Origin of the sequence: Hafnia alvei (assembly GCF_964063325.1) — a bacterium.
GTDB lineage: Bacteria > Pseudomonadota > Gammaproteobacteria > Enterobacterales > Enterobacteriaceae > Hafnia > Hafnia alvei_B.
This window is the reverse complement of sequence record NZ_OZ061315.1, coordinates 2,037,112-2,058,026: the sequence shown is the minus strand read 5'-3', so window position 1 is coordinate 2,058,026 and position 20,915 is coordinate 2,037,112. Positions and strand designations below refer to the sequence as shown.

Below are 20,915 nucleotides of genomic sequence, written 5' to 3'. Positions count from 1 at the left end.
AAAGGCACGCCATCATGCGTGCCTTTTTCATATCCTAACTAAAATCTCAATAAGATTAGTTAGAAGTATCTAGCTCTGGGAAGTTTTTCACCAGATCGTCAATCGCTTTCATCTGAACCAAGAATGGCTCAAGTTTATCAAGCGGCAGTGCAGATGGGCCATCGCAGCGTGCATTGGCTGGATCTGGATGGGCTTCAATAAACAGGCCAGCCAAACCAATCGCCATGCCTGAACGAGCCAGCTCGGTCACCTGCGCACGACGTCCGCCAGATGCGGCGCCAAACGGGTCGCGGCACTGCAGTGAGTGGGTTACGTCGAAGATCACCGGGCTACCTTTAGACGCATTTTTCATCACGCCAAAACCCAGCATATCAACAACCAGATTGTCGTAGCCGAAGTTAGCGCCGCGATCGCACAGAATGATTTTATCGTTGCCGCCTTCTTCAAACTTATCAACGATGTTCCCCATCTGGCCTGGGCTCAGGAACTGTGGTTTTTTCACGTTGATTACCGCACCGGTTTTCGCCATGGCTTCAACCAGATCGGTTTGGCGGGCCAAAAATGCAGGCAGCTGGATCACATCAACCACGTCGGCAACAGGCTGTGCCTGTTCTGGCGTATGCACGTCAGTGATAATTTTAACGCCGAAAGCCTGTTTGATATCTTGGAAGATGCGCATTCCCTCTTCCAGACCTGGGCCACGGTAAGAGTGAATGGAAGAACGGTTGGCTTTATCAAAAGAAGCTTTGAAAACGTAAGGGATACCCAGTTTTTGAGTAACGGTAACGTAGTGCTCACAGATACGCATCGCCAAATCACGCGATTCCAGCACGTTCATGCCACCGAAAAGAACGAACGGTAAATCGTTCGCGACTTTGATATCACCAATGCTGACAACTTTCTGTTTCATGCTTGCGCCTTAATGTTCAAGTAACCGTGTATACCTTTTGGCTCTGAAGTCGCTGTTGTAACAGCGATAACAAAACGTCCGGCATAAGAATCAATAAATGGAGGCAAAAATAACGAATTTAAACCCCACAAGCGCGGTTGGCGTTCATGGGGAAAAATAAATCAGTGCAGAACAATATTTTTCTGCTCAATGGAGTGTATCTGAACCTTAATCACTTCAGACACGGGATCTTCTGGGCACTGTTCAACAAAGTAGCTGAGGTCAGAAACCGCAATATGATTACAATCCAGCTGCGCATAAATCAAGCCGCGGTCACGGATTTCGTAGGGATCTTCCGGGTCGAATTCCAGCAAGGCCTCGCAGGCACGCAGTGCAGATTCGATCTGTTTCTCTTCCATCAGCGCGGCTTTCAGGGTGCTCAACATTTTGCGCACCACCATGCTGTTTTCTGCTTCGTCAAAGTCGGTATCTTCAAGGCTGGCCATTAAGCCAAGATTGCCCTTCAACCAAACTTCTAGCGTATGCTCGTTTAACGTTTCGCCATTGAGCGGGTTAACCAGCCACATTTCTTCATCGAGCCAATCTGCACGCATGATCAGCTGGGTTGGGAAAATAACCGGCTGCAGAGGCAAATCAAGCTGGTGCGCGATATGCAGGAAAACAATCCCTAAAGAAACCGGCGTTCCCTGACGTGAGCTAAGAACCTTATCCAGCCAGAGCGCATCAGAGAGACGGTATACGCCGCCCACGCCGCCAAATCCCCACTCATTGAAGAACAGATCGATCAGCCGCTCAAGTTTCTGATCCTGATCTAATTCCGCATCAATACGCGCCAACGCCTGCTCAGACAGCTGCTGCAATGTTTCGCGCACTGTATCGGCAGGGAAATCACGACGTATAGCTTGCGAAACTAGAATAACCCCTTCGCTCAGAGGGAAGCGGTTAAACTCAAAATCAGCTATGGAACTCATACATACCCCATCAGCAACGGCATTTTCGTCATTGCCAGTTTAATAATTAAGTACAAACATACGAGTGCTGCCACAAAAGCAAAGCATCTTACTTTTTGGCTACGTGGTCGTTTGCCCAGAGCAACATAGCCAAGCACGACGTAAATAATAACACCGACCAGTTTTTCCGTCAGCCAAGTCCCCTGCGGGGTAAATGGATAAAATCGAGTGATAAAGACCAAGGCAATACCGGTTACAAATAGCAGGGTATCGTTCACATGTGGCGCAATCTTCACCCAACGGCGCTCTATCATAGCTGAATTACGCCATTTCCAGAAGAAACGCAGAATGAATAGCACAACGCTTATTGCTACCGTCAGCAAATGCAGATGTTTTATCCCAATATAAGCTTCCATACGTTATTTCCTCTTTTTGTAGTCAACGACATTGGGCACGATAAAAACGTGTGTTCCAGCTATTTGCCTATCCACTGACCGAATGAAATCCGGTCATTGTTGCCATAATCTCTCTGCGTGGCGACCTGCACAAATCCACGCGCGTTGAGTAATTGACGTACCGCTTCGCCCTGCTGCCAGCCATGCTCCATGATCAGCCATCCTTCATGGATAAGATGATCGGGCGCATATTCCACGATATGGCGTAAATCCGCTAACCCTTGCTCAGGAGCCACTAATGCACTCGCCGGCTCAAAGCGAACATCGCCCTGCGAAAGGTGCGGATCGGCTTCATCAATATAAGGCGGATTACTCGCGATCAGTGCAAACTGCTGTCCTGCAACCGGCTCAAACCAGCTCCCTGTAACAAATGAAGCATTAGTGAGGTTTAAACGTGTTGCGTTACGCAGGGCAAGCGCAGCGGCATCGGCTGAATAATCAACGCCGATGAACTGGCTATCCGCCCTTTCACTGGCAAGCGCCAAGGCAATTGCGCCAGTGCCAGTCCCTAAATCCAGCGCCCGACAAGGCGTTGCGGGTAGCAGCGAGAGCGCTTTCTCCACCAAACATTCGGTATCTGGACGAGGGATCAGCGTCGCAGGTGACACTTCTAGCGGAAGCGACCAAAACTCGCGCTCTCCAACCAGATAAGCCACCGGTTCACCCCGTTCGCGGCGCGCCAGCAGATGCTCTAGCTGTTGCGCCTGCTCTGACGAAAGCACAGTTTCGCCAAACGCTAAAATATAGCTGCGTGTTTTGCCAGTAACAAAACCCAGCAGGATCTCGGCGTCACGCTTAGGGCTTTCACCGGTAGACAGCCTGTCAATCGCCTGTTTTAGCCACTGGTCAAATCGCATCAGTCTTGCTCAGAAAGTGAAGCCAGCTGATCCGCTTGGTATTCTTGAACGATAGGTTCGATCAGCGAATCCAGTTTTCCTTCCATCACTTCATCCAGACGATAAATCGTCAGGTTGATGCGGTGGTCGGTCACACGACCCTGCGGGAAGTTGTAGGTACGGTTACGGTCCGAACGATCGCCACTGCCTAACAGGTTACGACGCGTTGACGCTTCTTCCTGCTGGCGCTTAGCCATTTCAGCCGCACGGATACGCGCGCCCAACACCGACAACGCTTTCGCTTTGTTTTTATGCTGGGAACGTTCGTCCTGGCACTCAACCACGATACCGGTTGGTAAGTGAGTAATACGAATCGCTGAGTCCGTGGTGTTAACGTGCTGTCCACCCGCGCCCGATGAGCGGAAGGTGTCAATACGCAAATCGCCTGGGTTGATATCCGGCAATTCAGCTTCTGGAATTTCTGGCATCACCGCAACGGTACAGGCAGAAGTATGGATACGACCTTGCGATTCCGTTGCTGGGACGCGCTGCACGCGATGGCCGCCAGATTCAAACTTCAAGCGACCATAGGCACCCTCGCCGATCACTTTGGCGATAACTTCTTTGAAGCCGCCGTGTTCGCCTTCGTTAGCACTCATCACTTCAACTTTCCAGCGACGTGCCTCGGCATAACGGCTGTACATGCGGAACATATCGCCAGCAAACAATGCGGCTTCATCGCCGCCGGTTCCTGCACGAATTTCTAGATAGCAGCTGCGCTCATCGTCAGGGTCTTTCGGCAACAGCAGAATTTGCAATTGTTGCTCAAGGTCTGCGATCTGATTTTTAGCTTCAGAAATCTCTTCCTGCGCCATTTCACGCATTTCAGGATCGTCTAGCATCAGCTCAGCCGTGGCGAGATCCTCCTGTACCTGTTGCCAGGTCTGGAAACAACGAGTGACGTCGGTCAACTGCGCGTACTCGCGTGACAGCGCGCGGAAACGGTCTTGGTCGGCAATCACTCCGGCATCTCCGAGGTGCGCCTGCACCTCTTCGTGACGCTCTTGTAATGCTTCTAGTTTGGCAACGATAGAAGGCTTCATGCGTGGCTATTTACCTGTATGTAATAAGAGGAACTAATTTTGGTCCAGCCCGAGACTGTCGCGCAACACCTGTAATTTTTCGATGTCGCCGTTACTCGCGGCCTGCTGGAGGGATTTGGTTGGTGCGTGAATCAGTCGATTGGTTAGCCGATGCGCCAATTTATGGATGACGGTTTCAACATCGGCACCCTGTGCAATCGCGGCCAGTGCTTCAGCTTCCGCCTCGGCGCGCATTTGATCGGCCTGTGAACGATAATCTCGGATAGTTTCCACCGCACCTTGGGCTCGTAGCCAGGCCATAAAATTGGCACTTTCCTGCTGCACAATATGCTCAGCCTGAACGGCTGCGGCTTTGCGCTGGGCAAGATTGCTTTGAATGATCGAATGCAAATCATCGACGCTATACAAATAGGCGCTGGCTAGTTTGCCGACTTCCGGCTCAATATCACGCGGAACCGCGATATCAACGAACAGCATCGGCTGGTTACGGCGAGCTTTAAGCGCACGCTCGACCATGCCTTTACCGATGATCGGCAACGGGCTTGCGGTAGAACTAATGATGATATCAGCCTGCGCCAAACGCTCATCAATTTCGGGTAACGTAATCACTTCCGCGTTAACTTCATCCGCCAACGCCTGAGCGCGTTCACGGGTGCGGTTAGCAATCATCATATGCCGCACTTTATGTTCACGCAGATGACGCGCCACCAGCTCGATGGTTTCACCTGCGCCAACCAGCAGCACATTGACTTCAGAAAGCGATTCAAAGATCTGGCGCGCCAGCGTACAAGCGGCAAAAGCCACCGATACCGCACTCGCACCGATATCTGTTTCCGTACGCACGCGCTTGGCGACCGAAAACGTTTTTTGGAACAGACGCTCAAGGTCAGCAGACATCGACTGCTCACGTTGAGATTCCGTGTAGGCCTTTTTGACCTGCCCTAAAATTTGCGGTTCGCCCAATACCAAAGAGTCCAATCCACTTGCTACACGCATCAAATGGTTCACGGCATCGTTATCTTGATACCAATAGAGGCTCTTGTTGACTTCGTCAGGGGACAGTTTGTGGTAAGCGCACAGCCAATCAACGATCTGTTTATGCAGATCCTGCGGCGGCACATCTTCCGGTTGCTCCATGCTGAGATACAGCTCGGTGCGGTTACACGTAGACAGCACAACGCCAGCCTGCACCAGGGGTTGCTGGCGTAAGCTTTCAATAGCATGGTTCAGTGTTTCAGGTGAAAACGTCACCCGCTCACGGAGTGCTACCGGCGCAGTTTTGTGATTGATTCCAAGTGCAAGCAGGCTCATGACAAATCGTCGAATAGTATCGCTTCAGATACCCTAAGTAATTCGAACTGCAGGCAGGCGGCGAGAGAATGAATCCCGATGGGCTTACATCAAGTAAGTGATTCGGGTGATTGAACGCAGCCAACGCACATGCAGCTTGAAGTATGACGGGTATATTCGTTTATTTATGCGGGCATTCTACTTGATGCGCGAGATCAATAAAAGCCACACGAAATCGGGATGTATCTTATTGAATCAATTTCTCTGACTTTTACCCTTAATATTTGCTACACAACACGCAGAAAGCATTGACGCTGCTAGATAAGACCGCTAGCGTTAGCCGCAATGATCATTCTCCGCCCCACCCTCGAGAATCTGAACGGACAACCCGATGCAAAAACTAAAACTACTTAAATTACTGCCGCTTAGCTGTGTTTTATTGGCTGCTTGTAGCACTACGCAAAATAAAGGCCCAGCCGGTAGCCCTACCGCACCGCAGTGGCGCGAACATGAGTCTCAGGTTCAGAAAATCGCCGAATATCAAACTCGCGGAGCTTTTGCCTATCTTTCCGATAAGCAAAAAGTATATGCCCGCTTCTTCTGGCAACAAACGGCCCCCGAACGTTATCGACTGCTGCTGACTAACCCGCTAGGCAGCACTGAAATGGAATTAAACGTTATTCCGGGCGTGGTGCAACTGACAGACAATAAAGGCAAGCGCTATGTCAGCGATAACGCTGACGAAATGATCCAAAAACTGACCGGCATGCAAATTCCGCTGCAGAGCCTGCGTCTATGGATGCTGGGCCTGCCGGGTGACGCAACAGAGTTCACCCTCGATAGCCAGTATCGTTTGCAAGATCTGACATACAGTAAAGATGGCCTCACGTGGAAAGTGAACTACCTGAAATATGATGCCGACAGCAAACCTTCTCTGCCCGCTCAGTTAGAAATTACGCAAGGTGAACAACGTATCAAGCTCAAAATGGATAATTGGACGCTGCAAAAATGATGTCGACCACCCGCGTTTGGCCTGCGCCCGCCAAGCTAAACTTGTTTTTATATATCACGGGCCGTCGTCCAGACGGCTACCATAATCTGCAAACGCTGTTTCAGTTTTTGGATTATGGCGATCGGCTCACTATCACGCCGCGTAATGATGGTCAGATCAATTTGCTCACGCCTATCGACGGCGTGCCAAATGAGCAAAACCTCATTATTCGTGCAGCAAAACTGCTGCGCGACAATTTGCCTGAACGCTTCTCACACTGTGGAGCGGATATTGCGCTAGAAAAGATCATTCCGATGGGGGGAGGTCTTGGTGGAGGTTCGTCCGATGCGGCAACCGTGCTCGTGGCACTCAATACATTATGGCAAGCCAATCTCAGCGACAGCGAGCTGGCAAAGTTAGGTTTAACGCTCGGCGCGGATGTACCTATTTTTGTTAATGGCTTTGCATCTTTTGCAGAAGGTGTTGGTGAATTGTTACATCCAGCACATCCTGAAGAAAAATGGTACCTTGTTGCACACCCCGGTGTAAATATTCCTACCCCTGCTATCTTCGGCGATCCGGAGCTGAAAAGAGATACTCCTGTGCGGTCTTTGCAGGAACTTCTCCGTATTCCGTACGCAAATGATTGCGAACTTACCGCAAGAAAACGTTTCCGTGAGGTTGAACAGGTCATTTCATGGCTGTTACAATACGCGCCGTCGCGTCTGACTGGCACAGGTGCTTGTGTGTTTGCTGAATTTGACACCGAGTCTTCTGCCCGTCAGGTGCTTTGCAGAGCCCCCGAGTGGATCAAGGGTTTTGTTGCGCGTGGCGTTAATACCTCACCGTTACACCTTGTCCGCTCAGAGCTTATTGAGTCCGTAAAATGATTTTTACGTTTGATGCACCCTGTTCGATACGTGTTTTAAGTATCAGCAACGCATCAATAGCGCGAACTATGAGCACAATTGAGCGCAAGTAGCCACGTTTTGACTCGGCCATTTGTCTTGTTTGGCAAATGAAGAGAACTTAGACATATTCAAAGTCCTGAGCATTTGGTTGCAACCGCTTTGAATATTTGAGTTCTGAAACACCCGTAGGGTATTGCAGCACGCTATTACCACCCCCTGTTTAACGTGTCTGTACTGCCAACTTCTCTGGACGCAAGCCTGAGGTTCTTCTCGTGCCTGATATGAAGCTTTTTGCTGGTAACGCTACCCCGGAACTAGCACAACGTATTGCCAACCGTTTGTACACCAGCCTTGGTGACGCCGCTGTAGGTCGTTTTAGCGACGGCGAAGTGAGCGTACAAATCAACGAAAATGTACGCGGTGGTGATATTTTCATCATCCAGTCCACCTGTGCACCAACCAACGATAACCTAATGGAACTGGTTGTTATGGTTGACGCGCTGCGCCGCGCTTCTGCCGGCCGCATTACCGCAGTTATCCCTTACTTTGGCTATGCCCGTCAGGACCGCCGCGTGCGTTCTGCGCGTGTGCCAATCACGGCGAAAGTCGTGGCTGACTTCCTGTCAAGCGTAGGTGTTGACCGCGTTCTTACCGTGGACCTGCATGCTGAACAGATTCAAGGCTTCTTCGACGTGCCGGTAGACAACGTATTCGGTAGCCCGATCCTGCTGGAAGATATGCTGCAACAGAATCTGGAAAACCCAATTGTGGTTTCTCCGGATATCGGTGGTGTTGTTCGCGCCCGTGCTATCGCTAAACTGCTTAACGATACTGACATGGCTATCATCGACAAACGTCGCCCTCGTGCTAACGTTTCTCAGGTGATGCACATTATCGGTGACGTTGCAGGCCGCGACTGCGTGCTGGTTGATGACATGATCGACACCGGTGGTACGCTTTGTAAAGCCGCTGAAGCACTGAAAGAACGTGGTGCTAAACGTGTATTTGCTTACGCAACCCACCCTATCTTCTCTGGCAACGCGATCGACAACATCAAAAACTCTGTGATTGATGAAATCATCGTCTGCGATACCATCCCTCTGTCTGACGAAATCAAGGCGCTGAAGAAAGTTCGCACCCTGACACTGTCTGGCATGTTGGCTGAAGCTATCCGCCGTATCAGCAATGAAGAATCTATCTCTGCGATGTTCGAACACTAAGATTTCGTTCAACATGCAGCAAAACGGCGGAGAAATCCGCCGTTTTTTGTTTGTACTGGGTAGGACGCAAACAAAAAAACGCCGCGTTGCGAAAGCAGTGCGGCGTTTTAATTTATCAAGCTAATATTCATTTAATCTTATTCACTAACAACTTCTAAAACGCAATCTTATTATTCAAAGCAACCGTTTGTGAAAGGTTAAGAATGACGAGTATTACGATTACAGCGTTTATCAAAGTGGCGAACCCACCAGTAACGGTCGGCAACACGTTCATGACCACCGATACGCGCACCGGCCAACCATAACAGCGCCCCAACGAAGATACTCATAACAGCGCCGTGTGACAGAAACTGAGGTAAATTGAGCTGAGGCAGCTGGGCAAGAACGGAGTAACCTACGCCGCCAACCATGGTGATCAGGCCTAACCCCATAAAAACGTTACCGAGCCTCATGGCAGTTTTACGTTTCATAAATCACCTCCTCAAGTTAGAACACTTAATGTGTTACGCCTTTCGGCGTTCAATCTTTCCTTATGCTTAAAGTATAGACTCATATGGCGTATGGTTATTGCGCCATACATCACAATTTGTGCTTTTTCGCTTATCTTTCTTTACGTTATTTTTACATAAACCTTAACACCACGGGTTCATAGCGTGCTCATGGTTTATCCAACCAATAATTATTTTTTAACTTACCCCCCTCCTTTAAGCCAAGTTTTTGCATTCCCGCCGCATAGGGGTAAAATGCGCGGCTGAATTTCTTCTCTGATACGTGGAATAAAACGTGACTATCAAACTAATTGTCGGCCTTGCCAATCCTGGAGCGGAATACGCACAAACACGTCATAACGCAGGGGCATGGTTTGTCGATGCGCTGGCTGAACGTAACGGCCAGTCACTGAAAGAAGAAAGTAAATTTTACGGCTATACCGCACGCCTGAATCTGGCTGGCAACGACGTACGTTTATTGGTGCCAACCACCTTTATGAACTTAAGTGGCAAAGCCGTTGCCGCCCTCGCCACTTTTTACCGTATTCAACCCGATGAAATTCTGGTTGCGCACGATGAACTCGACCTCCCACCGGGCGTTGCCAAATTAAAGTTAGGCGGCGGAAACGGTGGTCATAACGGCCTCAAAGATATTCAGAGCAAACTAGGTAATAACCCAAACTTTTACCGTCTACGCATCGGTATTGGCCATCCAGGCGATAAAAGCAAGGTTGTCGGCTTTGTGTTGGGCAAGCCGCTCGCCAGCGAACAGCCATTGATTGACGACGCTATTGATGAAGCGCTGCGCTGTACCGAAGTACTGCTGAAAGAAGGCATCGATCGTGCAATGGCGAGTATGAACGGATTCAAATCTACGCCACGCTGATGATATACGCGCGCCCTTTCCCGATGGATGATTCGAGAAAAAGGTACTTTGCGTGTATAATTGGCGGATAATTTCCAATTTCTTCGACATACTATCATTTAGTTGTTGATATTCAATAAGTTAAGGTGATAACACATGGGATTCAAATGCGGTATTGTGGGCCTACCAAACGTGGGTAAATCCACTCTGTTCAATGCGCTGACCAAAGCGGGTATCGAAGCGGCGAACTTCCCGTTCTGTACCATTGAACCGAACACCGGCGTCGTTCCTATGCCTGATCCGCGTCTGGACAAACTGGCTGAGATCGTAAAACCACAGCGCATCCTGCCAACCACCATGGAATTCGTTGATATCGCAGGTTTGGTAAAAGGTGCCTCTAAGGGCGAAGGCTTGGGCAACCAGTTCCTGACCAACATCCGTGAAACCGAAGCGATCGGCCACGTTGTTCGTTGTTTCGAAAACGACAACATCATTCACGTGAACAACAAAGTTGATCCTGCTGACGATATCGACGTTATCAACACTGAACTGGCGCTGTCTGACTTAGACACCTGCGAACGTGCCATGCATCGCGTGCAGAAGAAAGCCAAAGGCGGTGATAAAGATGCAAAAGCTGAACTGGCTGCGCTAGAGAAATGCCTGCCACAGCTGGAAAATGCAGGCATGCTGCGTGCGCTGGATTTAACCGATGAAGACAAGGCTGCCATCCGCTACCTGAGCTTCCTGACGCTGAAACCAACCATGTACATCGCTAACGTCAACGAAGACGGTTTTGAAAATAACCCGTATTTGGATATCGTACGCGAAATTGCTGCAAAAGAAGGTTCTGTAGTCGTTGCCGTGTGTGCTGCGGTTGAATCTGATATCGCTGAGCTTGACGATGCCGACCGTGACGAATTCATGGCTGAACTCGGCTTGGAAGAACCCGGTCTGAACCGCGTTATTCGCGCTGGTTACGAACTGCTGAATCTGCAAACCTACTTCACCGCTGGCGTGAAAGAAGTGCGCGCATGGACCATTCCTGTTGGCGCTACCGCACCACAGGCTGCCGGTAAAATCCACACCGACTTCGAAAAAGGCTTTATCCGCGCTCAAACCATCGCATTCGACGACTTCATCACCTACAAGGGTGAACAAGGCGCGAAAGAAGCCGGTAAAATGCGTTCAGAAGGTAAAGACTACATCGTTAAAGATGGCGATGTGATGAACTTCTTGTTCAACGTCTAAATCGCCCCTTCTTGCTCTTGCTAGCTAAAAAAATCCACGCTTCGGCGTGGATTTTTGTTTTGACCATCTAATTTCTCGAATCGGAGCATTGTGACTACTGAACTCACATCTAACGCAGCGATGAAATATATTTCACATGATGTATTGCTCATATAGGATAAAATTACATTCCAACTTTAGTATTTATTTTCTTATGCCAATATAATATACGTGAAATTTTTACTATTCATTATTAGCATCGATTATTATAATGGTCTAACCATTCAATCTTTGGAACTACACAGAGAATAATAAGCAAGGATAATTATCATGGAAAATATTTATTTTTCAGAAACCGCTGGCTCATACAATAAGTTTTACTTTAGACTGTTTATTAAGAAACTACATACTACTCAATTAGATACTGAAAAAACGCTAGATTGTTTTAGTGATGAAGAAACTGCCGTGCTTTTTCATGAGTACATTCACCATTTGCAAAACATCTCGTGTGCCTCAGGCCTTTGGCACTGTGATTCGCTCATATCAATTTGGCATAACACAAGAAACTTCGTTGATAAAAATAGTGATTTAGAATCTCGTGACAGAGCATTATATGCTCATGGGAATTTAAAATTCTTTTTCAAAACAAAAAATCAGTATAGTGGTAAAAAAAATATTACTTTCAAACAACTGCCAGAGATTACATTATCTGCATCCAACGATAACGAGTCTGATGTCGCTAGACTTGAGAAACTGCTTAAGCCTGTAATATTTGAAGGTTATATTGATGGAAATAAATATAACCTTCAATTTGGACTGTCTGATTTTTTGGAGAGCGCGGCATACGAACTAGAAAAGGCTTATAGATTAAAAATAGGAATGAAAAACCCTGATGATGGTATAGCGTCTATACCTTATAAATTTGGACAATCGCTTAAAAATCACTATGCAGAATTTTTAGATGAAACACAATTTATTAAATTAATACTGGTCTGTACTCAGCATATCGCCCCACACGCTGCTTTTTTGTATATATTGCAAAACATCAAAAATAAATCTAACATCGATAATATTTTAAATAATAACTTTATCTCATTGATTTCTCAGCAGGAGGAGTGGGTAGATAGAATCGTAGCTCAGATCCAAACTGGATTTCCTTACGATGATCCTATTCATGGCAATTTTATAAAATCATTATTCAAAACCATTAAGAAAAACATTCAAAATCGAAAGATAAAAAACTATCCTGAATTGGATTTTATAGAAAGCATTAATAAAAGAAACCATAAGGAAAAGCTAAGAGAACTTATTGAAAGTTCAGGAGGATGCATTGTTTGTGTAAATAATGAATTTGAAGGTGATAGCAATTTTATTATTGGTGAAGATAATGCTACATTTAAAAATTCTCAAGGATGGCAAATCCTGCAAGCTAGTACACATTATACGATGTTGCACTATAACGGAGACACCATAACAAACGAGCCAACCTTTAATTCTGAATGTCCTATGTACTCATTTTGTCTTCTCAAAGATAAGATTAATGATCACATAAATTGCACAAAATCGCCTTGGCTTCTTCCTGAAGCTACTGGAAATGGTAGTGATTGCCCGTATCAGCTCGCCGTTTTTAAATCCCAATTAAAGAATGCGTAGCCCTCAAAATCAGTACAGCGAAATAATAATGCTGTACTGATTGTTATATAAATGCTTTAAGACCTAAATAAACCTCGCCCCACGCGCCGCTAACGAAGCCGAAGGCTTCTCGTTAAACAGGCGCTGATAGTCAGTAGCAAACTGGCTTAAATGCCAAAAACCCCACTGCATGGCGGCATCCTTCACGGTATGGCACTCAGAATATGGGCTGACCAGTTCGCGGCGTACCGCGTTCAGGCGCAGTGCTTTTAGCCATGCATTCGGCCCAATGCCCAGCACCTGATGAAATCCGTTTTGCAGCGTTCGGCGGCTGACGTGTAATTCACGGCATAAATCGAGCACCGTCACCGGTTCAGACGTTTGGCTCAGCAAATATTCCCGCGCCTGTGAAACTAAGTGCTGGTAGTTAATTCGGCTATAAACTTGGCGAGTTGAAACTGGCTGTGCGCCTTCCAGTAAGTGGGTCATCGCAGTAAGTAGGTTGTGGCATAACACCTTACGCACGTTTGCCTGCTGCATCGATTCAGGATCAACGCTGCCGTGCGATAACGCCTGATTAATGAAATACCACAGCGCTTCTTTTTGATACGCATTGACTTCGAGCGCGGGGTTATTGTTAAGCAGTTGCAATAATCGGTCGGGATCGATGAGCGACGAGGCGTGGCTAAACAACACATCGTACGAAACCACCACGCCAAGAATGGTGTAATCATCTGGCGTACTAAGCTCAAACTCTTTACCTCCAGGACGTACCGCAATTTCTTGCGAATCCAACGGCTGTGAGCCGATAAAACCGTGCTCACCGCGCACATCAGGAATGCCAAACCAGAACGCATTCGGCCACACCATGCAAGATTGACGCAGCGTCAGGTTGGTGTACTCGCGGAAAATCTGCACGCCGTCGAACAAGATTTCGGTGAGTTCGCCTTTAAACTTGCCGGGGCGGAGCTGATCATAAAGTTGCTGCCATGCCGTGATGGTACAGGCGTGTTCATACACATCTTGCGACTCGCGCTGATGAACATTTTCACGCTCAACCAGCGGTTTACTGTTTACAGGGTCGATATCCCCCGAAAAAAGATGATGCAAATTACGATCTGGCTTCTTTTTCATATGCGCTCCTCGACGGCAACCACGCGTTAACTCACCAGTTGCTGCCAGAATTCTGGATGTGGGTTAGGCACCACCATGCTGTATACCAGCGCGCCTTTTTCTCCTGCTGATTCACTTGCCGCCTGCGTAGCCGTAGTAACGCCAGCCACATCGCCGCTCATCACCACATAACATTTCCCGCCAATACCGTACGCCATATGCAAGCGAATTAGTGTGATGTTTGCGGTTTTAACCGCACAATCAGCCGCTTCGATACAGGCCGCTACGCTGAAGGTTTCTATAACGCCCACCGCCTGCTTATCGGGCATATCGGTCACGCCGCTGATAGCGGGCAGGACGTCAGGGTGCACGTTGGCCAGCAAAAAACTGTCAACCAACAGCGTGCCGCCCTGCTGCTCGCCGGTACTTATCGCCTGCGTCACGGCAGCAACGTCCCCTCCCACCATCACCACATATTTGCCGGGGCAAACGGTCTTGGCCATTAGCAAACCGACGTTGGCGCTTTTCAGCATGAAGTCTGTCACCTGCATCCCCTTAGCGATGCTCGACAGCTCAACCATCCCGATAGCGTTATAGGTCTTAACCCCAGTGATAATCCTGCTCTGCGACACCATAACTCGCTACTCCCTCACCAACGTGATACTGCATGATCCCACTTGGCTAACCACGCCGGAAATACTGGCGTGTAGCGCTGCGCCCAAAGCACCGTTCTGCATCTGCGCAATGCACTCACCCTGCGTGATACGCTGTCCGATCTCGACACAAGGCGTGGCTGGCGCGCCAATGTGCTGATTAAGCGTCAGCCCGACCCGATGAGGCTGCCACGTCGTCTCTTGCATCGGCGCTTTATGCATGAAGGGCGCCAATCCCAAACGCGCCACCAGCCGTTTAACCGGCAGCAGTCGATACTCTGCCATCGGCGAAACTGGGCCTAGTTCACCTTGATAACGAACGCCCTTGGCACGCAGCTCCGCCTTCAGCAATTGATTAATTCGCATCGGGGAGATCTCTACCGGACACGACCACGCCTCGCACACGCCACACTCGGAGCAGGTTAACGCCGCCGTCACAGAAGAAAGTGAAGAGAGCTGACCATAGCTCACCGAACGCACAATCAAATGCGGCGGCAGTTCATGCCCCATCAGATGTCTAGGGCACAATTCGGTGCACATGCCACACTGTTCACACACCGTTTTCGCTTGATTGAGCACCGTCCGCTCACTGCGCATTCGACGTTCAATCAACAGATGATCGCTTGGCAGAACCAGCAGTCCGCCGGTCGTTTTCGTGATCGGTTCATCCAACGATGCCAACAAGCGTCCCATCATCGGGCCGCCGTTGATAAAGGCAGGATTGGCGACGGTTGCACCGCCGGCCAGCGCCAGCGCCTCGCGCAATGAAGTCCCCAGCGGCAGCGTGAGCGTCATCGGTTCAGCCACCGCGCCGTTAATGGTTAAGGTGCGTTGAGTCACCGGCGTTTGTGTTTCCACCGCTGCGGCAACGTTCAGCAGCGTTTGCACATTGTTCACCACCACGCCAACCGACAGCGGCAGCGACGCAGGGGGAACGCGCCGTCCGGTCGCCAGCCAAATGGTGATCACTTCATCTCCCGCAGGATAGACATCCGGTAAAATATGCAGCCGAATTCCGGCTGTCAGCAGCGGCGTTAGCGCCTCTATGGCGACATGATATTTACGCTTAATCGCAACTATGCCCTCGGTGGCACCCGTGGCACACATGGCATACTGCAGCCCACGCAGCAAGCGAGCCGCCGACTGAGCAGCCAGCTGCTGATCGACCTGCAACAGCGGCTCACATTCGGCGGCGTTGACTAAATAAATCTCCGCCTGCGCCTGAAGTTTCACGTGAGTCGGAAAGCCAGCACCGCCCGATCCCACCACACCCGCCGCTGCTACCCGAGTACGGATCTCCTCAGGCGTTAGCGCCATGCGTATTTGGCTCGGGTTATTCATGCCCCTCCTCCTTCGCCACTTTTATACGATAGCGGCTGCCCCGCTTACGCAGTTTGCCTTCCCGCAACAGCGTTTCTAACGTATGTCTGGTCTGCTTCAAGCTCAGTTGAAAGCGAGCCGCCATTTCGCCCGCCGTCATACCTTGGGCATGGCTGGCGATCTCCGCTAGCCATACTTGCGTTACCGCAATTTCATCGTCTGAAGTCTCGGTTTCCGTCAGCGCTGGCTGTGCTATTTCAGGCGCGGGCGCAGCTTCAGGCGTAGGAGACGGTTTTGGCGCTAAACCTCTCAGCCCTAAAATTAACCATTCAGTATCAGGATCGGGGCGGCCAATCTCTTTGCGACTAATCACCATACCGGTTCGGCTGGCTGCCGCCGCACCGGCGTCCAATGCCGCACGACAGGCCGCCAGATCGCCTTCAATCACCAGCGTCACCAGACCCGGATCAACCACTTCATGATTGAGGACCCGAACCTGAGCCGCTTTCAGCATGGCGTCGGCGGCGTCAATGCCCGCCACCAAACCTGACACTTCCAGTAATCCTAGTGCGTTGATCATGGCCGTCCTCCGTTAAGCGCGCTGAATAGGACAGCGTGCTATTTCCAATACTGCTTCGCTAAACGCATTACACGCCGCTTTACACGCCGCCTGACTACCGCTTAAAAACGCGGCGGAATAGTTAGTTTCTGACGGCGGTGCAACATAGGTCACCAGCTGCACATCGGCGGCTTTCAGCGCCGCATCAATGCCAAAGGTCGCTTCTAGCGGCGGTGCAACCAAATACGCCAACGGATCGCCTAACCGAATGCCGGAAGAACCAGACAGATAAGAGCCGGTGCGCGAGACCACATGCGCGAGAAACGCCGTGTCTTCGGCATCGCTAGCCCATTGGAAGGCCGGCCCTTGTTCGATCATGGCTTGCATCGCATCTAAACCAGCGCGCACTTCAGCTGGGTTTGGCCCCCCGAGCATAATAATTACCTCACCCGAAGAGGGTGACGGCGAGTGCGCGGCACCGGCGTACAAAGAACGGCCATAAACGACTTCGACCTGAGCCTGTTTAGTGGCCTCATCGGCGGCAATATAAGCCACATCGTCGGAGTCCACGGTAATCAGGCCAAGGCTGCGAATATGCGACGGCAGCTTCAGCTCACGGTGGAAATCTTCCTGCAGCGCGGCAATCACCCTCATCGCTTTGACGCTCGGCTTAATCAAATCTAATGCTGGCATGGTGCTTACTCCTTAACGAGTCATCGAAATACCGGAGGCTTTCTGTTCCAGCATCCGTTTGGCCAAATCCACAATCACCGCTGCTGCTTCTACCGGAGGCGTGCCGCCACGATGGATATTTGAAATGCAGGTACGATCGGCCTCTACCGTGGTAGCCATGCGTGGTGAATAGACCGCATAACAGGAAAGGCTTTCTGACTGCCCCAGGCCTGGACGTTCTCCCACCAGCAAAATCACCACTTTCGCGCCCAATAACTCGCCAATCTGATCTTCTATTTTCACGCGCCCATAGCGCACAAAGAACGGCGTGCCGACGTTCATCCCCGCCTGCTCCAGCCCTTTCAGCAACGGCGGAAGGATCTCGTCATAGTTAGCGGTAATCGCATCGGTTGATAAACCATCAGAAATCACCACCTGTACATCGGGATTGGCTTTGCACTGGGTTTTCAAGGTTTCAATGGCATTAGCGCTAAGACGTCGTCCCATATCTGGACGGGTGAGATACAGATTTTTGTCGCTGATCTCCGACTGCACTTCCAACAGCCCGTGCTTTTGTACCCACTCCGGCGGCACTTCTTTCAATACCGTATCTTTGGAGCGCGAATGGTCAGCCAAAAAACGCAGCAGCGCCTGAGTACGTGGTCGAGGGCCAGCGCGTCCAGTACATACGCGGGCCGCGGTGCTCGCCCGCAGCTCCTGTAGCACGTCTAGGCGATGCGGGTTCTTAACCCCGATCCACTGCTTAGCCTCGTCAGAACCGAGATCGACAGCACAACATTCGCCGCTCTCCACGCCCGTGACGACTCCAGCTGCGGTCGGTTGCGCAGCGGTTTCTGGCTGCGCCATACGTGACATCACGCTGCGCACAATCTCTTCTATTTGCTTTTGATCCATGATGATTTACCTCAGAAATCAGAAAAAGAGCGACGGATCACCGGCGCGCGCGGTCAAACGGCCATTCGCCATCAGCCCCATGGTTTCGAGCCAGCGCTCAAACTCCGGCGATGGACGCAGGTTCAACAGCTGGCGCACCGTAGCCGTGTCGTGGAATGCCGTGGTCTGGTAGTTGAGCATGATGTCGTCGCCCAACGGCATCCCCATGATGTAGTTACATCCGGCGGTCGCCAGCAGGATCATCAGGTTTTCGTTCAGGTTCTGATCGGCATCCGCATGGTTGGTGTAGCAGCAGTCGCAGCCCATAGAAATTCCGCTCAGTTTGCCCATGAAATGGTCTTCTAAACCGGCGCGAATAATCTGGCGATCGTTGTACAAATACTCTGGCCCAATGAAGCCGACCACGGTATTCACAATGAACGGATCGTAGTGATGCGCTAAGCCATAGTTGCGCGCTTCCATCGTGACCTGATCGGCTCCGAAGTTAGCCCCAGCCGACAGCGCAGAGCCTTGGCCAGTTTCAAAATAGAGACAGTTGCTACCGGCAATTCGGTTGTATTCCGCACCGACTGCGCGTGCTTCATCAAGCATCGCCAGCTCAACGCCAAACTCTTTCAGCCCTTTTTCACTGCCGCAGATACTTTGGAAAATCAGACCACCCGGCGCACCACGCTTGATCGCTTCGATTTGCGTCGTCACATGCGCCAGCACGCAGCCTTGGGTCGGAATAGAAAATTTGTCGATGACGCCGTAGATGGTATCTAACACACGGCTCAGGTTATCGACGTCGTCGGTGACCGGATTCACCCCGATGACCGCATCGCCCAGTCCAAATGAGAGCCCTTCATAAATCTGCGCCACAATGCTCTGCACATCGTCGCGCGTATCGTTCGGCTGTAGACGTGCGCTAAACGTGCCGGGAATGCCAATGGTGGTATTGGCTTTCTTAATCACCGGCATCTTTTTAGCACCGTAGATTAAATCGGCGTTGGAGCAAATTTTCGCCACGGCGGCAACCACTTCGGAGCTGATCCCTTTGCGTAAAAAAGCGATGTCATCCACGCTGGTTTCATCATCCAGAATGTATTCGCGCAGCTCGCTAATGCTCCAGTTTTTTACTCGGGCATAGGCGGTTTCATTGATGTCATCTTGAATAATGCGCGTGACACAGTCTTCTTCATAAGGGATCACCGGATTCATGCGGATATCCGCAATCGTCATCTCTGACAGCACCTGCTTGGCCGCTACGCGCTCTTGCGAACTCTCCGCCACCACGCCAGCTAACACATCCCCCGAACGCAGTTCGTTGGCCTTCGCCAACACCTGCTTCACATCCTTGAACTGATACGACTTACCGAATAACTGTGTTTTTAGTTTCATAAACAAATTCCCTTAAGAAGGAAAAGCCAGTGACTTGACGGTGACCGGCACCACTGCGCCGCCAAAGAGCGGTGTGCCGATATCGATGTAATCGCCGGTTCGAGTGATCACTTCATCGATCACCGCCAGCTGACGTTGTGCCATCATCGGCCGCAGCAGCATGCCCAAAGCCTTGCCAAAATCCTGACAGGCAACGACCAGCAGCGGATGCGGATTTGAAAAGCGAGTGCTGAATTCCTGCAAGGCGTCGATACAGTGCTGTACCGAGGCATAGTTCACCGGCAGCTCGGTAGGTAACGCCAATGCATAGAGATCGTGCTGGGGCTGTAAATCCATTTGGGTGAGCGCCTGCAACCACGCGTCTACCAGCGAGGTCGCATGACTCGCATCAGGATGAACAACCGGAATATTGCGAATAGGCAGAGATAAGCCATCCAGCCAGATAGTGCTGCCAGAAAGGGAAAGCGTATGCGCCCCCGCGCCGATCACCGTGGCTCGCACGGTTTGATTCGGTACCTGCACCGGCAGCGCGGCAAATCCCGGTTCTTGGTGAATCGCCTGCGCCAACAGCGGGCCGATATCGCCAAACCGGAATGGATTACTATTGTCGTTCGAGCGAAAACACTCGCCCACCCCGCCCGAAAGCGTTAAGGCGTATAGAGAATCACAGGCGGGTAGCGCATCGGTCATCAGTAACCGCTGAGCTAACGGAGAAGGTGCGCCATTGAACACTTCGAGCAGCAGCTGCGCCATGCGTGCGGCAATCTGATCAAGCTGTGCCCGCGTCAGGCTTGTCACGTTAACCCCTGCGCCAAACAGGGAATCCGCGATCCATTGCCCCGCCGGATGGGCACGCAGTACGCGACCGTCGGGGCTGGTTTCAATCAACCGCCCACCCACGTTTAAGCAGGCGGAGCTTATCACCCGTCCCGCTTCAAACAGCACATAGTTCGCCGTGCCGCCGCCGATATCAATGTTTAAAACCCGCGCCATTTTTTGTTCGGATAAGGCCTGTGCCCCCGAGCCAAAACCGGCAATAACCGACTCTAAATGCGGCCCCGCAGTGGCCACCACAAAATCCCCCAGCCGTTGAGAAAGCGCCACGATCGCCGGGCGTGCATTACGGGTTTTGGCCGTTTCACCGGTGATAATAATGGCGCCCGAGTCGATGGTTTCAGGCGCAATGCCTGCGGCCTGATACTGTGCGAGCACCAGAGCCAGCAGCTCTTCTTCGCGCAGAAAACCGGCAAAATCAACCGGTGTAAACAACACCGGGCTTTGCCAAATAATCTCGCGCTTCACGAACTCATAGCGAGGCACCTGAGAAATGGACGCACGGTTCACCAACGACAGGCGTGAGAAGATCACCTGCGTGGTAGTGGTGCCAATATCAATACCAACGCTAAGCAGTTCGAGAGTTTTCAC

At 50.6% G+C, this 20,915-nt stretch carries 21 protein-coding genes; 6 read left to right on the top strand and 15 right to left on the bottom strand.

From position 1 onward, the window contains the following. Nucleotides 1-55: 55 nt before the first annotated feature. From kdsA to hemA, 6 genes are all read right to left on the bottom strand, one after another. Nucleotides 56-910: a 3-deoxy-8-phosphooctulonate synthase gene (gene kdsA, locus AB3Y96_RS09790; RefSeq protein ID WP_040045137.1), complete on the bottom strand. Its 855-nt coding sequence runs from the start codon at nt 908-910 to the stop codon at nt 56-58. A gap of 161 nt (nt 911-1,071) precedes the next feature. After that, entirely contained in the window at nt 1,072-1,881 is an 810-nt protein-coding gene (gene sirB1 / locus AB3Y96_RS09785; RefSeq protein ID WP_072307478.1) for an invasion regulator SirB1, read from the bottom strand. Then, the gene (locus tag AB3Y96_RS09780) at nt 1,878-2,276 is read right to left on the bottom strand and encodes a SirB2 family protein (RefSeq protein ID WP_025801852.1); all 399 of its coding nucleotides are present in this window, start codon (nt 2,274-2,276) and stop codon (nt 1,878-1,880) included. The genes sirB1 and AB3Y96_RS09780 overlap by 4 nt, the downstream gene beginning before the upstream one ends. Nucleotides 2,277-2,335: 59 nt before the next feature. Further along, nucleotides 2,336-3,172, bottom strand: coding sequence for a peptide chain release factor N(5)-glutamine methyltransferase (prmC, locus tag AB3Y96_RS09775; RefSeq protein WP_367299080.1), 837 nt, complete (start codon nt 3,170-3,172; stop codon nt 2,336-2,338). After that, nucleotides 3,172-4,254, bottom strand: a complete 1,083-nt coding sequence (gene prfA, locus AB3Y96_RS09770) for a peptide chain release factor 1 (protein ID WP_025801849.1) — start codon at nt 4,252-4,254, stop codon at nt 3,172-3,174. The genes prmC and prfA overlap by 1 nt, the downstream gene beginning before the upstream one ends. Before the next feature lie 33 nt (nt 4,255-4,287). Next, entirely contained in the window at nt 4,288-5,565 is a 1,278-nt protein-coding gene (gene hemA, locus AB3Y96_RS09765) for a glutamyl-tRNA reductase (RefSeq protein ID WP_025801847.1), read from the bottom strand. A 370-nt stretch (nt 5,566-5,935) separates the two neighbouring features. Between hemA and lolB the strand changes: the two genes are divergently transcribed. The 3 genes from lolB to prs all read left to right on the top strand — a co-directional run bounded on the left by lolB (nt 5,936) and on the right by prs (nt 8,666). After that, the gene (gene lolB, locus AB3Y96_RS09760; protein WP_282814641.1) at nt 5,936-6,556 is read left to right on the top strand and encodes a lipoprotein insertase outer membrane protein LolB; all 621 of its coding nucleotides are present in this window, start codon (nt 5,936-5,938) and stop codon (nt 6,554-6,556) included. Continuing rightward, nucleotides 6,553-7,425: a 4-(cytidine 5'-diphospho)-2-C-methyl-D-erythritol kinase gene (ispE, locus tag AB3Y96_RS09755; RefSeq protein ID WP_367299079.1), complete on the top strand. Its 873-nt coding sequence runs from the start codon at nt 6,553-6,555 to the stop codon at nt 7,423-7,425. Before lolB ends, ispE begins: the two co-directional genes overlap by 4 nt. A 293-nt stretch (nt 7,426-7,718) precedes the next feature. Then, nucleotides 7,719-8,666 (top strand): ribose-phosphate diphosphokinase, encoded by a 948-nt coding sequence (prs, locus tag AB3Y96_RS09750; protein ID WP_008813270.1) that lies wholly within the window; start codon nt 7,719-7,721, stop codon nt 8,664-8,666. A 197-nt stretch (nt 8,667-8,863) separates the two neighbouring features. Here prs and ychH read toward each other — a convergent pair whose 3' ends face one another. After that, nucleotides 8,864-9,136, bottom strand: coding sequence for a stress-induced protein YchH (gene ychH / locus AB3Y96_RS09745; RefSeq protein WP_025801841.1), 273 nt, complete (start codon nt 9,134-9,136; stop codon nt 8,864-8,866). Nucleotides 9,137-9,449: 313 nt separating this feature from the next. Between ychH and pth the strand changes: the two genes are divergently transcribed. From pth to AB3Y96_RS09730, 3 genes are all read left to right on the top strand, one after another. Then, entirely contained in the window at nt 9,450-10,040 is a 591-nt protein-coding gene (gene pth / locus AB3Y96_RS09740; RefSeq protein ID WP_367299078.1) for an aminoacyl-tRNA hydrolase, read from the top strand. Between the two features lie 135 nt (nt 10,041-10,175). Continuing rightward, nucleotides 10,176-11,267 (top strand): redox-regulated ATPase YchF, encoded by a 1,092-nt coding sequence (ychF, locus tag AB3Y96_RS09735; protein ID WP_025801837.1) that lies wholly within the window; start codon nt 10,176-10,178, stop codon nt 11,265-11,267. A 309-nt stretch (nt 11,268-11,576) separates the two neighbouring features. Then, nucleotides 11,577-12,899, top strand: a complete 1,323-nt coding sequence (locus tag AB3Y96_RS09730) for a hypothetical protein (protein ID WP_367299077.1) — start codon at nt 11,577-11,579, stop codon at nt 12,897-12,899. 63 nt (nt 12,900-12,962) lie between these two features. Here AB3Y96_RS09730 and eutR read toward each other — a convergent pair whose 3' ends face one another. From eutR to eutA, 8 genes are read right to left on the bottom strand one after another with little or no spacing between them, the layout of a single operon-like run. Continuing rightward, the gene (gene eutR, locus AB3Y96_RS09725; RefSeq protein WP_072307471.1) at nt 12,963-14,012 is read right to left on the bottom strand and encodes an HTH-type transcriptional regulator EutR; all 1,050 of its coding nucleotides are present in this window, start codon (nt 14,010-14,012) and stop codon (nt 12,963-12,965) included. Between the two features lie 26 nt (nt 14,013-14,038). Next, on the bottom strand, nt 14,039-14,626 hold the full coding sequence (locus tag AB3Y96_RS09720) for a BMC domain-containing protein (protein WP_367299076.1): 588 nt from the start codon (nt 14,624-14,626) through the stop codon (nt 14,039-14,041). A 6-nt stretch (nt 14,627-14,632) separates the two neighbouring features. Beyond that, nucleotides 14,633-15,985, bottom strand: a complete 1,353-nt coding sequence (locus AB3Y96_RS09715) for a 4Fe-4S dicluster domain-containing protein (protein WP_367299075.1) — start codon at nt 15,983-15,985, stop codon at nt 14,633-14,635. Next, complete coding sequence (locus tag AB3Y96_RS09710) at nt 15,978-16,544, bottom strand: BMC domain-containing protein (protein WP_072307468.1); 567 nt, start codon at nt 16,542-16,544, stop codon at nt 15,978-15,980. The genes AB3Y96_RS09715 and AB3Y96_RS09710 overlap by 8 nt, the downstream gene beginning before the upstream one ends. Before the next feature lie 12 nt (nt 16,545-16,556). Then, a complete protein-coding gene (eutL, locus tag AB3Y96_RS09705; RefSeq protein WP_072307467.1) occupies nt 16,557-17,216 on the bottom strand; it encodes an ethanolamine utilization microcompartment protein EutL in 660 nt (219 codons plus the stop codon). Nucleotides 17,217-17,228: 12 nt separating this feature from the next. Then, entirely contained in the window at nt 17,229-18,110 is an 882-nt protein-coding gene (eutC, locus tag AB3Y96_RS09700) for an ethanolamine ammonia-lyase subunit EutC (RefSeq protein ID WP_072307466.1), read from the bottom strand. Nucleotides 18,111-18,128: 18 nt separating this feature from the next. Next, the gene (locus AB3Y96_RS09695) at nt 18,129-19,490 is read right to left on the bottom strand and encodes an ethanolamine ammonia-lyase subunit EutB (protein WP_025801782.1); all 1,362 of its coding nucleotides are present in this window, start codon (nt 19,488-19,490) and stop codon (nt 18,129-18,131) included. A gap of 12 nt (nt 19,491-19,502) precedes the next feature. Continuing rightward, on the bottom strand, nt 19,503-20,915 hold the full coding sequence (eutA, locus tag AB3Y96_RS09690) for an ethanolamine ammonia-lyase reactivating factor EutA (RefSeq protein ID WP_072307465.1): 1,413 nt from the start codon (nt 20,913-20,915) through the stop codon (nt 19,503-19,505).